The organism is Alteromonas alvinellae, assembly GCF_902705805.1.
Map to the genome: position 1 here is coordinate 34737 of NZ_CACSIH010000258.1, position 13306 is coordinate 48042.

Annotated in this window: 9 protein-coding genes; 2 read left to right on the top strand and 7 right to left on the bottom strand. The window is 45.3% G+C overall.

Annotated features, from left to right (window positions below; translation table 11 throughout):
- Window positions 1–192: 192 nt before the first annotated feature.
- The 3 genes from dps to ACX5KA_RS20115 all read right to left on the bottom strand — a co-directional run bounded on the left by dps (window position 193) and on the right by ACX5KA_RS20115 (window position 4270).
- Window positions 193–702, bottom strand: coding sequence for a DNA starvation/stationary phase protection protein Dps (dps, locus tag ACX5KA_RS20105; RefSeq protein ID WP_014976104.1), 510 nt, complete (start codon window positions 700–702; stop codon window positions 193–195).
- Between the two features lie 259 nt (window positions 703–961).
- Window positions 962–1837 carry an NAD(+) kinase gene (gene nadK / locus ACX5KA_RS20110; RefSeq protein ID WP_014948959.1) on the bottom strand — a complete coding sequence of 292 codons (876 nt, stop codon included), beginning with the start codon at window positions 1835–1837 and terminating at the stop codon, window positions 962–964.
- Between the two features lie 90 nt (window positions 1838–1927).
- Window positions 1928–4270 (bottom strand): fatty acid cis/trans isomerase, encoded by a 2343-nt coding sequence (locus ACX5KA_RS20115; protein ID WP_458732062.1) that lies wholly within the window; start codon window positions 4268–4270, stop codon window positions 1928–1930.
- 210 nt (window positions 4271–4480) lie between these two features.
- Here ACX5KA_RS20115 and ACX5KA_RS20120 point away from each other — a divergent pair, with 210 nt between their 5' ends.
- Window positions 4481–5668, top strand: a complete 1188-nt coding sequence (locus tag ACX5KA_RS20120; RefSeq protein ID WP_458732051.1) for an iron-containing alcohol dehydrogenase — start codon at window positions 4481–4483, stop codon at window positions 5666–5668.
- Window positions 5669–5773: 105 nt separating this feature from the next.
- Here the strand turns inward: ACX5KA_RS20120 and ACX5KA_RS20125 are convergent, their stop codons facing one another.
- From ACX5KA_RS20125 to ACX5KA_RS20140, 4 genes are all read right to left on the bottom strand, one after another.
- Window positions 5774–6541 (bottom strand): 3-hydroxybutyrate dehydrogenase, encoded by a 768-nt coding sequence (locus ACX5KA_RS20125; protein WP_458732052.1) that lies wholly within the window; start codon window positions 6539–6541, stop codon window positions 5774–5776.
- The gene (locus ACX5KA_RS20130; RefSeq protein ID WP_458732053.1) at window positions 6534–7604 is read right to left on the bottom strand and encodes an extracellular catalytic domain type 2 short-chain-length polyhydroxyalkanoate depolymerase; all 1071 of its coding nucleotides are present in this window, start codon (window positions 7602–7604) and stop codon (window positions 6534–6536) included. Before ACX5KA_RS20130 ends, ACX5KA_RS20125 begins: the two co-directional genes overlap by 8 nt.
- Complete coding sequence (locus ACX5KA_RS20135) at window positions 7601–9022, bottom strand: E22 family MetX-like putative esterase (RefSeq protein WP_458732054.1); 1422 nt, start codon at window positions 9020–9022, stop codon at window positions 7601–7603. Before ACX5KA_RS20135 ends, ACX5KA_RS20130 begins: the two co-directional genes overlap by 4 nt.
- A 104-nt stretch (window positions 9023–9126) precedes the next feature.
- Window positions 9127–10422, bottom strand: a complete 1296-nt coding sequence (locus tag ACX5KA_RS20140) for a GntP family permease (RefSeq protein WP_014997928.1) — start codon at window positions 10420–10422, stop codon at window positions 9127–9129.
- 263 nt (window positions 10423–10685) lie between these two features.
- Here ACX5KA_RS20140 and ACX5KA_RS20145 point away from each other — a divergent pair, with 263 nt between their 5' ends.
- On the top strand, window positions 10686–13064 hold the full coding sequence (locus ACX5KA_RS20145; RefSeq protein ID WP_458732055.1) for a TonB-dependent receptor: 2379 nt from the start codon (window positions 10686–10688) through the stop codon (window positions 13062–13064).
- The last annotated feature ends 242 nt before the right edge of the window (window positions 13065–13306 follow it).

Genomic DNA, 13306 nt, shown 5'->3' on the forward strand with positions numbered 1-13306 from the left:
GGTGTCGATAATAATATTTGTAAAATCAATTATATAGGTTCGATCTTTTAAAGATGGGTTATGAATAACCGATAATTCGGGTTCGCCGAGAAGGGATAACTTAAAAAGGAGAGCCGAAGCTCTCCTTAACATTACAACTTTAATCTATTGCAGATAGTTCGGATAACAATCTGCAAACACATTAGTTGTTTACTATTGCTGTAGTTCACCGCTGCCAGACTCAATGTGCGCGCGCACAAACCACTGGAACTGTTCTAAATCTGCAAGTTGGCCGGTGATCATATCTTCCGATACTGGGTCAATTTCACCTAAAAGCTCTAACGCTTTTCTATGGTCACCATTTACACCGTCGTATACGGCATCCAGCGCCTTAAGGTGGTCAAGTACTAAACCTTTACCCAATTCATAATCGTTCCAGCTGCGACCTTCAACAATGGCTTTTGGTGTACCTTTCGGTACGCCACCTAATGTAGCAATTCGCTCTGCAATTGTGTCGGTCATTTCGCGTACCGCATCTACCTGCGGATCCAACATCTCATGCACACCGATAAAGTTTGGTCCTACTACATTCCAATGAATGTGCTTCAACGTTAACTGTAAATCTAATAGTGCAACCAATCGCTGATCCAATACCTTGATTGTTTTGGCAGCAGCATCGTTATCCATTCCAGGGGCTGTAAATTTGATATTGGTGTTACTCATGATATCTCCTATTGAATGCAAATAAGTCAGCGGGATGCGAAACATCATTTAGGCCAAATAACAAAGACCTTGTGCTGACGACTTGAAGTAATAGGTGCAACAGGTATGCCGAAAACTTATATTTCTATAAGTCTTGGTTTTCGTTGAGGAAATTAGAGAAGATTAAAAAATCTTTATTTTTCAAGCCTGTAGCAATCAAGAAAATGCTACAGGCTTATGTAATAAATGCACATGGAATCAACTAAATGGAGCAGGGAGGCTAGTAAAGCTTACTACCCCAACCTAACTTTTTACGAAGTACATTGAAGTAGCTGTAGCCCTTAGGGTGAACAAGATGGAGTTTGTCTACGCTTTTGTTTATTCGAATTTCATCGCCAGGTAGCACCGGCAGAACAATATGGCTATCGCAACTCACTTGTAGCGAGTCACTATTAACCTTTGATACTTTCATCGATACCTGACTGTCAGCATCAACAACGATTGGACGGCTGCTAAGTGTGTGAGGAAACATGGGTACCAACGTAAGTGCATCTAGCTTGGGCATAATAATAGGGCCGCCCGCTGATAAAGAGTAAGCCGTTGAACCTGTAGGTGTGGCTACTATTAATCCGTCGCTGCGCTGACTGAATACAAATTGCTCATCGATGTAAATTTCAAATTCCATCATATGGGCAACTTTTCCGTGGTGAAGTACCACTTCGTTTACAGCAGAGTTGTTACTTTTAAGCTTTTCGTGTCGATAAACTTCTACTTCAAGTAAGAAGCGCTCTTCTACTACGCATTCACCGTTAAAGATAAGGTCAAGTTGTTGAACAATATCATCGGGGTGGATATCAGTTAAAAAGCCGAGATTTCCGCGGTTTACACCGACAACGTGAATGTCAAAGCGAGCGAGCACACGTGCTGCACCAAGCATGCTGCCGTCACCGCCTACCACAACGGCAAGGTCAGCCTCTTTGCCAATAGTGACAAGGTTACAGCTTTTGAAGTTTTCGGTTTCAAGCTCTTCAGCAATACTTTCCTCAACCAATAATTTACAGCCTTTTGCCAATAAATATTCGGCAAGAATGTTCAGGCTGTCGTGGGTTGCAGCGTGCTGAGGTTTTCCAATTAAAGCAACGGTTTGATAGGGCATGGAATGCTAATGTCCTTTCATTTCCAATGGTTGGACATTAGCACAGGTTTTTTGTAAAAGAAAAGCGTAAAACGACACACAACGCAAGGTTTAGCGATCTTCTAACCGATTATAGTCGAGAAGACCGCCTTCAATAGGATAGCGCTCGCTAGACCATTGCATTAATTTATCACTAAACGCCCAAAAGTTAGGGTTGGTTCGGCGCATGCCAACATCGTTGAGCAAGGCTTTGTAATCGGCTTCGCTTTTAATGGATTTAAGCTTCTCAATCGAAGACGTTATTTCTGAGGCATTGATATACCAGAATGCGTCAGGGTAACTGCCCAACAAACCATGAACTAGCGTGATTGAATCTTTAGAAGGCTCCCGGTTTTCCTCTTCTTCAAATAGGCTATTTACATTGTAATGCGCGCTATTTCTAAGGGCAGTGAATACATCAATGTTATCTGGGTTCTTGTCGTCTTGGATCACAATCATGGTAGTTTCAGGCATCAAGGTCGCTTGTTGAGCTGGTAGTGAGTCCAAGCTCGCTAATGCTTCAAACTGTTCTGGTGATAGTAGATGTTTATTGTAGTTCGAGGCGTTCGGTTGAACCTTTTCCAAGTATTGCGATAACAATTGATAGAGTTCTTGTTGAGGATTATCTGTTTCAAACGCTATGCCAGAAGGTTGTTCTAAACTGTTGATATCACCTTCCAAATAATCGGTTAGTTCAGGGCTTGCATTTTGATACCAATCGTCGAGAAGGTCATGGCGGGTAGTTGGAGGAAGTAGATTAAGGAAGTTCGATTCACCTTCCATGCGCAAGAAATCCATATACAAACGGGTCATTAGTTGGTGACCATAGTTGCCGTAAACGTCGAAGCCCGCCACGAGTAAATAGTGAATTCGCTCTAATAAGGCATAGTCAATCACCCATGCCGTTTTGGTTGGCTTACCAATCATTCCTTTCGCTACAGTAGCGTTATCGAAATGACGAAATACGGTCAAGCTGGCATTCGTGTTGTTGCCGTCGCCATCCCAAATGCTCGACATGTTTAGGTGCTCACCGTTTTCAAACTCACTATTTAAAAAGGTGGTTCTTGCACGCATATAGTCGCCTTGGCGCTTTGCGTATTTAACCCAGTTTACCGCAAGGGCTGAGCTATCGTTTTCAGCGGGAAGGTGAAGATTTTCTTTTTGAGAAGCGTAAAAAGCATTCACTTTTTCAGATGCTGCAATGTCTGGGTCGACAAAGAATACCCAGAATCGATCGTTAATGACGTTAAGCGCGACTTGGCCTCTGCACACGGGACCTTTAATATAACCCATAATGGTGTTTTGCGCGCGCTCAAGCATAAAACGATAACGACTTTCTACTGGCAATAAGGTAAAGGCCGTTAATGGGTTGGCCGCCACTTGGGGTTTGTATGATGGCAATGTTTCTACAGAAAAGTCGGCTTCAACAAACCACGATTGCCATTTATCCATCAGTGTTTTATTAATGGCGTAAGCTTGATGTGTTTTACTCACAATAGTTGAATGCACTGGCTGTAGACGATAGTAAACGCGCTCGACCTCTGGATCGTCGAAGGGTCTGCGAGTAGCAATAATATCTAACGCTTGTCCGGGTGGTGTACGCGAGCGCACTAGATTAAAAAACTGCGGCGTTTTACCTTTTTCTGAAATATCTTCAAAATAGAGGTGAGACGTAAACAAGTGTTCGTAAATATAACGTGCGGAAAGCTGCATCTTATTGCTATCGCCATTTAGCCATGCTTCTAAGTCAGATACTTTCTCGTTCAGTTCTTGTGAGAGTGCCTTGGGTGACGGTAACGGTGCACCATGGTTTAACCATTGAATAAGCGTAGTATGTTCAGAATCCGATAGCGCCGGTAGAGCGTAGGGCATGCCTCCCAAGGGCTGGTCTGCTATGTATTCGCCCATTTCATCTATTGTTGGGCATTGGTTTTGTCGATTTAAGCTTATATCGAAACCGTCACCCAAATGAGCGGTGTTGGGCAAAGGGTGCTGTTTTTTTAGTAAAAGCATTTGCGCTAGCACCGAAGATTGGGTCGGTGAAGCGTTAGGTTTTTCTTTCGATTCGAGCACGTCGAAAAAGCCACGCTGTCGCCATGCGTCTACGTTATGGGCGTCGAGAAACATTCTATTGGGTTGGGCAGCGGTGAGTCGCGTACCTTCATAGACTTTTTCTTTGTTAGCACCTCTGGCTATACCTTCTGGAGATGACATCTTCAGTTGGCATGGCGCATCATAACAGGCGTGGCAGACAACACAGCGCTGTGTTAGTACTGGGTTTACTTGTGTATCAAAGAAATTGTCGGGCAAATTCTCCATGGCGGGCATGACGTTGTTTGATGAAAGTAAAGGAGCGTCAGGTTTCGGCCATTGCCATATCGCTATAGCGATAATTGCTATAAGCAACGAAATCATACCGAGTTTTTTCATAATCGTAGTCCACAGAAAAGTTCTTATCAGTCTATCACTCATTTCACGTGCGGTGATGTTAATAATTCACCATTAACTCTTGGCAGTAGAAACAACCATGCACTTGTAAGTATCTGGAGGAAAGCTGGAGAGGTAGTGGGGTGGTAACATTATTTTTACATTGTCATTGCTTTGGGCGTTGTACTAGGTATGCTGATGAAAAGAATTCGCAGCGAGGGAAACATGTCTCATCAAATTATTCTGCCAAGAGTGATGCACATAGGGAAAGGGGCGAGTCAGCGGGTTGCTGAAACGCTAAAAGGACTCAACTGCCATAAACCTTTACTGGTTACCGATAAAGTTATGGTCGAGTTGGGATATAGTACTGCCATAGTGCAAGTGCTGGAAGAGGCAGGAATAAGCGCCGATGTATTTTCAGATACGGTGCCAGAGCCCACGGTGAGGTCTATTTATCGCGGTGTGGATGCGTTCAAAACCCACGCTTATGACAGCATTATTGCCCTAGGTGGTGGAAGCCCCATCGATAGCGCCAAAGCCATCGCTATTTTGGGTAAGTACGGCGGCGAAATGCGAGACTACAAATTCCCGCGGGTTGTAGATGAAGCGGGGTTGCCGATCATTGCTATTCCCACAACAGCGGGAACGGGCTCAGAAGCAACGCGATTTACCATTATCACCGACGAAGATACCACTGAAAAAATGTTGTGTGTTGGTTTAGGGTTTATGCCAACGGCAGCCTTGGTCGATTATTCATTAACGCAAAGTTTGCCTGCCCGCGTGACAGCCGATACTGGCATTGATGCGCTTACTCACGCTATTGAAGCGTTTGTTAGCCGCAAAGCCAATCTTTACAGTGATGCACAGGCGTTATCAGCCATGGCGTTAATTGCGCCTAATCTACGCACTGTATTTGCAGACCCAACAAATGAAACGGCGAGAGAATCAATGATGCTGGGCTCAACGCTCGCGGGTATTGCCTTTTCAAACGCCTCAGTGGCTCTTGTTCACGGAATGAGCCGGCCTATCGGTGCAGCGTTCCATGTGCCTCACGGCTTGTCGAATGCCATGTTGTTGCCCGCGGTTACCGCCTTTTCTATTCCTAGTGCCTCTGTGCGTTATGCACAATGCGCTCGCGCTATGGGTGTTGCTACCCAAAGTGATTCAGATGAGGTGGCGAATCAAAAACTCATCAATGAACTAAAAGCACTGAATACAGATTTACAGGTACCTACGCCTGCCGACTTCGGTATTGATAAAGAGGCATTTTTTGCATCGATGTCAACGATGGCAGAACAAGCTTTGGCATCAGGTTCTCCCGGCAACAATCCACGTGTGCCTACCATTGAAGAAATGGTTGCCATTTATGTATCTCTTTGGGAATAACGCTTTTGCGAAAACATTAAACGAAAAAAAGACTGCTTATTGCAGTCTTTTCTATGTGAAAAGAATTATTCTTTAAAAAAAACTAAGCGTTACATCGCTTGCGGGTTATCTAGCCGTCCATCCCCCGTCAAGCACCATAGTTTGCCCGGTTATATTACGGGCGCCGGGTGACATTAGGAAACTTGCGGTATCAGCAAGCTCTTCAACGCTCACAAATTGCTTTTTAGGCATGGGCTCTAACATTATCTTTGTGATTACCTCTTCCTCGGTAAGATTATTTTCTTTCGCCTGTGCAGCAATTTGCTTCTCCACTAATGGCGTTTTTACATAGGCGGGGCAAAGGGTATTGATAGTCACATCGCAGTCTCCTGTTTCAAGGGCAATGGTTTTTGCAAAGCCCAGCAGGCCGTGCTTCGCCGCCACATAAGCTGATTTATACGGTGAGGCTACCAACGAGTGAATAGAGCCTACATTGATAATGCGCCCATAATTTTGCTTGCGCATGGCTGGCAAAAAAGCTTGGGTTAACAGAGCAGGGCCAACAAGCATGATATTTATAAGCTGCTGCCATTTATCTGTAGGGAAGTCCTCGATGCGTGAAACGTGCTGAATACCGGCATTGTTGATAAGCACATCAACGGTATGTTTCCCTAGTACCTCCGGTAGCGCTGCGACTTGTTCTGCATTGCATACGTCTACCGCTACTGCGCTGGCCGAACCGTCTAAATGCGCAAGTCTGGTCACAGCCTCTTTCGCTGCCTGTTCGTTTATGTCGGCGATGATCACATGGTGCCCTTGTTTCATCATTGACCCAGCAATGCCAAAGCCAATGCCGCTTGCCCCACCCGTGATAAATATTGTGCGCTTAGTCATTGTTACTTCCATTGGATTTATTTAGTGAAGGTGCACTATTTAATGAAAACAGCAGCTGTTTTACTGCGTTGATTTGTGCGCCGTCCCTGTTGGCGTAATCGCTAGAGGCATAGCCCCACCAATCCCAACAGCCTTGTGGGTTTAACGGCATGAATAACGACTTTTTAGTTTGCGGATAAAGCACAACAATATTGTTGTCGTCAGCCCATTTATTCAGCCCTGTTTGGGTAGTGTAAGCATCGCCAACGGCATCGGCATACTGGTTACAGCCGTGGAAACTGATATGGGCTCTGCACGGCTCGCCTTGTGCACAGCTTTCAGGCACATACACAAAACCTTCGCTTGCTAATGTTTTGGCATCGCTACCGGCTATTTTTTGCTGATCAATTGAATGTATTTGCCCTGACAGTGACTCGTCGGGTGTCGAAACATCTTCAACAAGATGAGAGAGCATGGCACCTGCTGCATCGTAATCGCAGTTTCCAACGAAAGGGCTCTCTGATTTCATGCAGTTAACCCCATTGTTTTTGGTGGGAAAAAGGTGTGCCATCGGTTTGTCATTGATATAGGCAATATTTTGTGTGTCTGTCCACAATTTATATTGCTCAAATAATAAATCGCTTACTGGTGCAATCACTCTAGTGTCTTGCGTACCGTGAAAAAGCCAGACTTTTGCGTCTTTCATATTGGAAAGCGACGCAATTTTTCCTTCAGTTTCATACTGTTTAGCTTTTTCATTCAGCGCTTCAAGGTTAATTTCTCCCTCTACCTTGTTCACGCACTGTGCCAGGGCAGTGGTTATATCACCTTGTGCACAGAAGTACGGGCCACCAGCAATAACGCCAACGCCTTTTACCCAGTCGCTGTGTGCTAATTGAAATTGTGTTGCCATGTAACCGCCTGACGATAAGCCAGATACGGTAACGTTCTTTAAATCAATGGTGAGTGAAGGGAGCGCGTCTTGCGCCGATGACTCATTACCGAATACCGGTACACTAACGGCAAGTGCGCTTAATACAGACAGACAAAGCGCGTGGCGTAAAAAGGGGGGAGATTTCATCATTGCATTGCTGCCTTATCATTTTCTAAAAATTGGCGAATAGCCTGAGCTTGAGCGGATACATTGGTCACGCCTTCTAAATGACCTAATTTGCCATTTAGCGTAACCAATGTGCTGTCTTTATTCATTGAAGTTAAACCTTGGTGTGCACTTTGCGATAAGTAGGGCATAAGAAGCAAATCAGTTTGGGCTGGAATAAACAGCGTTTTCGCCTTGATCGACGCCAGCCCTTGCTCAAGATTACCTTGATGCCCAGCAACGAAAAGCTGGCAAGCTCGAACCAAATATAAAAGGTGGTTTGCGTCCATAGATTTTGCCCGGGTCTTTGCTCGCTCACGTAGCCATTTCACAATACTGTGAGATTGACGTATGTCATTAAGCGGCGCCGATTCAACATTTTTATACCCTAACGTGTTGCCGGTTTGGTTAAAAAACGAAGGGGTAAGGGCGTTTTGCGTAATTAACATGAGCGAGGCTGCTAGGCCATCCAATGGCGCTTGCTCTTTGGTGTAAGCGCCGTTGTTCCAGTTCCTGTCGAGAATAATTGGCGTAGCCCAGTGTTCTAATGCCGCGGTAGTCCATGCATCGCTTTGACCTGCGCCGATAACTGAAATCATACGTTCAACCCAGTCTGGGTAAGCGCTCGCCCAATCGATAGCCTGCATAGATCCCATAGAAGGCCCAATAACCGCATACAGTTTACTAATACCTAAACTTTCGAGAAGTGCTTTTTGAACATTTACAAAGTCACGTATTGTCACGACAGGAAAGTCTAAGCCATAGGGTTTTCCTGTATCTGGGTTTATTGACGTAGGACCGGTTGTAATAACGTGCGGATCGTAAGCATTTAAATTGGCCAGCGTATCAACGCTTATTACATAAAAGCGGTCTGTATCAATCGCCTTGCCGGGGCCGATAATACTATCCCAGTAGCCTGGCACTGAGTCGTTTTCATCGTACTTTCCAGCTGCGTGGGAAGATCCAGAAAAATAGTGGGTAATCAGAATAACATTACTCTTAGCATCATTAGGTGTTCCGTACGCCTCCCAGCCAACTTTTACGTTTTTAATTTGTTTACCGCCAAAGGTTGTGAAATGAGGCATTTCAAAAACGCGTTTTTCTACCATCAGCGAAGCGCTTGGCAAGGAAGAAACGGGCTCAGAAGTAGGTGCTTTTGAAGAACTGAGCAATGGCGATGTATCGTCGGATTCGCCAGCAATGCCCTGGCAATGTACCGTCAACATTAGTGTGGCAAATAATCCCACCAAGGAGCGCTGCTTTTTAACTAAATACACCTCAACCAAATTTGCTAATGCTAAGTGTTTCTGCACTCGTTGTGAGCTGAGCTGTTTCAATAGCTTATTGATGCCTTTGCTCTTATTCCACACTAACGTGGAAGCAAGCGTCTTTTTCCAATTCATACTTTCTTATCCCTTTCTCTGGCCGCATCTTTAGATGGCAATGTTTTGCTAGAGTGACCTATAAATCGTGCGGCCTTCGGCCATATCGTTGGCTTTGACTAATGCTACATAATGCTAAACAGGCCAATGGCCATAGCAAGCCCAATAACTGGCACCACTACAGTTAGTGCGCCAACCGCCCAGTAGGCAGCCTGATGGGTTTCGTTACAAATGGCGCGTATGGTAGTAACCACATAGCCATTATGAGGTAACGAATCTAATGCGCCTGATGATATAGACACAATTCTATGCAGCTGGTCTGGCTCTACGCCTTGATCAAGGTAATGCGGAGCCACTAAAGGCAAGGCAATGGCTTGTCCACCAGATGCACTTCCTGTTAATCCTGCAATCACGCTTACGGCAATGGCTGCACCAATAAGCTCGTTACCAGGAATTTGGGTCATAAGCGCTACCGTTGTTTGAAACGCTTCAGTGTTCTTTGCTATTGAACCAAAACCTACAACAGCGGCGGTGTTACCTATGGCGATCAATGCGCCGGTGGTACCCGCATTTATAGCAACAGGTAAACTGTGAAAATGTTTGTAGTTAATAGCCAGCAAACACAGTACGCCGCCGCCTAACGCCAGAATAAGCGCAAGCTGAGCGAGTTCTTCATGGAATAGAAACGAAATGACTAAAACCACGACTAACGGCACAATACCGGTAAGCGGGTGGGGTAGCGCTCTGTCTCGCACTTCAGGGTCGCTTGCTCTGGCTTCAAACACCTCGCCGTTATTAACGGCTTTTCTGATCATCTTAGCCAGCCACCAGTAACCGAAGCATGCCATGAATATGGCGACGACAAGGCTAACTTCCCATGCAGCAAAAGGGGAGGTACCCAAATACTTTATAGGGATCCAGTTTTGAATTTCTGGCGAGCCCGCAGAGGTCATCGTAAATGTTACCGACCCGAATGCCATGGCAGCAGGTATGAAGCGACGGGGTAGGTTGGCATCTTTAAACAAACTCACCGCCATAGGGTAAACAGAAAACGCTACCACAAACACGCTAACACCACCGTAGGTCAAAATAGCGCAAGCTAGCACAACAGCTAATACAGCACGCTTGTAACCAATTTTGGTGATGATCCAGCGAGAAACAGCATCTGCTGCGCCTGTGTCTTCCATGAATTTACCGAATAACGCACCAAGTAAAAACATGAAAAACCAAGAGGCGATAAAGCCAGAGAAACCACTCATATAGGTTTGAACGAAGTTCACGTCGCCGGTGAAGACGCCGATATTATTGGTAATGGCAACGACAAGCGCACACAAAGGTGCAGCAATAAAGAGGTTCATTCCGCGTATTGTCAAAACAATAAGCAACAACAGACCGCCTACTAAGCCAATCATACTTAACATAGTTATTATTCCTTAAAAAATCTGTGACCGCAGATGATCCGAAACAGTTAAGTCGATTAAAGATTTGCTTACACTCAAAACCACAAAGTGTATACAAATCAGATAAAAAGCGTTCATAACAGACATAAAGTTTGACGTTACTTTCATCAAAATCCCATAGTACGATGGTACTACATACTATTAACAATTAATTAACTAAAGTGATTTTGACCGTAGGCAATACATCCGGCAGTGACCAGAACTTAGAACAACAAGGACTCACTATGTCTCAATCAATACACACAAATGGCTTGGTTTTACCCTACCAATCACATTCAGCCTCTGCTAGCACAGTAGAACGCAAAAGCGATTCAGTTAAGCACCCCATGCACAGCCTTTGTGCCCTAGCTGTGGCTAGCGTTTTAAGCACAGCGCCAGTATTCGCTCAGGATAGCCAAGCTGATGCCGATGCCGAAGCGCAAAAAGGAAAATTAGAACGCATTGAGGTGACAGCGCGAAAAACTGTAGAGTCGCTACAGGAAACGCCGGTAGCTATCACGTCTATTGGTGCGGTTGAACTTGGCGAAAAAGGGATTAGCGTGCTGACTGAAGTGCAGCAGTTTTCGCCCAACACTACGCTACAAACCAGTCGCGGTACCAATTCTACCCTGACGGCATTTATTCGCGGATTGGGTCAGCAAGACCCGCTTTGGGGCTATGAACCAGGCGTGGGTATTTATGTTGACGATGTTTATATTGCTCGCCCACAAGGGGCCGTACTTGATTTGTTAGACGTACAGCGTATTGAGGTGTTACGTGGCCCGCAGGGGACGCTTTACGGAAAGAATACTATTGGTGGCGCGGTTAAATACGTTACGAAAGAAATGACCGGCGATACACAGATGAACGTTGAAGCTACGGTAGGTAGTTATAGTCAGCGTGATATCAAAGTGACAGGTCAAATACCATTGATTGAAGACACGGTGTATCTAGGCGTGGGTTATGCCAACTTAAACCGCGACGGCTTCGGTGAATATCTGGTAAGCGCGTTGCCCAATCAAGATAAAGAGAACTATAACAAAGATCTTTGGGCAGCCCGCGTGACACTTGAAGTTCATCCAAGCGAAGATTTATTTTTCCGCATTGGCTGGGATAAAACCGAAGATACATCAAACGCGAAAGGCGGCTATCGTTTAATTCCAAGTATTTTAACAGATGCTCCCGTGCCTGATTCGGTTTTCGATTCGTACACCAGCTTACCTACATGGAATAAAGTCGAGTTAGAAGGCTATAACTGGCTGGCACGATACAGAGTGAATGATGATTTAGAGCTTAAATATATTGGTTCACACAGAGAGAGCTATTCACCTACCAACATTGATTTTGACAATACGCCCCTGCCTATTTTTGATGTACCGGCAGAGTATGACGACAGTAATGATACTCACGAGATTCAAGCGAATTATACTGGGAACGCGTTTAGCTTAGTGTCAGGGCTCTATTTTTACGATGGTGAGAGTTGCGGTAATTTTGATGCCATTTTAGGTGTGTTAGGTCAATCGCTTGGTGCCTCAGGCTTAACTCGGGAAGTGACGGGTTGTAATAACTCAGAAAGCTGGGCTGCCTATGCGCAAATGAACTATGACGTAACCGATAAGCTATCGCTTTCGCTTGGTGCCCGATACACCGATGAAGAAAAGACCGCGTTTGTAAATAATGGTCTGGTATTCGCCAATGTTTATCCGTATACCGACTGGATTGATGGGTACGTGCGTCCCGACGGACAATTAGTGCCTCAAGTACTTGGGACAGACACCAATGGCGATGACGTGTTAGATGCGCCAGCGGTAGAGAGTTGGTCGCGCTTTACTCCGCGAGTGGGCGTGGAGTATCAAATGGACCGCGATACCATGTTCTTCGCGAGCTATTCACAAGGCTTCAAATCAGGCACCTTTAACCCTCGTGCTCAGACTAACGAGCCTGGTGTTGAACCAGAAGTCGTTGACAGCTTCGAAGTGGGTGTGAAGAGCGATTTAACCGACGCACTTCGTATGAATATCACATTGTTCTCTTACGACCACAAAGATCGTCAGTATATCGGTGTAGAAGGGGATTTATCTGATCCAACAGCCCTCGACCAGCGACTGCGTAATGCTGCAGAAACGGCCGCAAAAGGCGCCGAGTTGGAGATGACGTGGGTAGCCACAGATAACCTTCAGTTTGACGTTGCTTACGGTTATATTGACTTTGAGATTAAGAAAAACAATGCAATCCCTCCGTTGATTGGTCTAGCAAGTACGCCAGAGAATACCTTTAATCTTAATGCCAACTACCTACTAGAAACGAGTTTTGGGGATATTACTTTCAATGCCAACTACTACTATCGCGATGATTATCTTATCTTTGAAACCAGCGATCTTATTCAACAAGATGCCTATGGTATGGTGAACTTAAGCGCGCGCTGGGAAAGCGTTGAAGGCGATTGGTATGCTGGACTACACGTCAAAAACCTGACCGATGAAGAGTATCTGGTTGGTGGTTATGACTTTGTCACGCAAGACGATGAAGGTAACTTCGGTCCGGGCCTTGGTGGCGATACGACACTTATCGGTTATTACGGTGACCCACGTACAGTTCACCTTACGGTAGGTTATCGATTCTAAACGGTATGTTCTGAAGAAGACCAGCAACACGTTTCACGCCTAGGCCATTGCGCTTAGGCGTGCTCACGTTTGCTCGACCTCTTTCGATTGTGTTGGCCGGCAGATATGTCGAGTAGTGAAGGGCGTGGTGCAGACCCTTACCCAATTACAGATACGCAATAACAGATACGCCAATAAGATTAACCTTTTTTTACCGGCGTGGTAGTATGTTGATTAACAAGGTAGTTACAAGTTGATAGCAT

What these genes read in the sequence shown, in the direction of transcription:
- ACX5KA_RS20130 (WP_458732053.1), bottom strand. Translation starts at nt 7,604, where the DNA reads ATGATGAAATCTCCCCCCTTTTTACGCCACGCGCTTTGTCTGTCTGTA.
- ACX5KA_RS20135 (WP_458732054.1), bottom strand. Translation starts at nt 9,022, where the DNA reads ATGAATTGGAAAAAGACGCTTGCTTCCACGTTAGTGTGGAATAAGAGC.
- ACX5KA_RS20140 (WP_014997928.1), bottom strand. Translation starts at nt 10,422, where the DNA reads ATGTTAAGTATGATTGGCTTAGTAGGCGGTCTGTTGTTGCTTATTGTT.
- ACX5KA_RS20145 (WP_458732055.1), top strand. Translation starts at nt 10,686, where the DNA reads ATGTCTCAATCAATACACACAAATGGCTTGGTTTTACCCTACCAATCA.
- ACX5KA_RS20120 (WP_458732051.1), top strand. Translation starts at nt 4,481, where the DNA reads ATGAAAAGAATTCGCAGCGAGGGAAACATGTCTCATCAAATTATTCTG.
- ACX5KA_RS20125 (WP_458732052.1), bottom strand. Translation starts at nt 6,541, where the DNA reads ATGACTAAGCGCACAATATTTATCACGGGTGGGGCAAGCGGCATTGGC.
- nadK (WP_014948959.1), bottom strand. Translation starts at nt 1,837, where the DNA reads ATGCCCTATCAAACCGTTGCTTTAATTGGAAAACCTCAGCACGCTGCA.
- dps (WP_014976104.1), bottom strand. Translation starts at nt 702, where the DNA reads ATGAGTAACACCAATATCAAATTTACAGCCCCTGGAATGGATAACGAT.
- ACX5KA_RS20115 (WP_458732062.1), bottom strand. Translation starts at nt 4,270, where the DNA reads ATGATTTCGTTGCTTATAGCAATTATCGCTATAGCGATATGGCAATGG.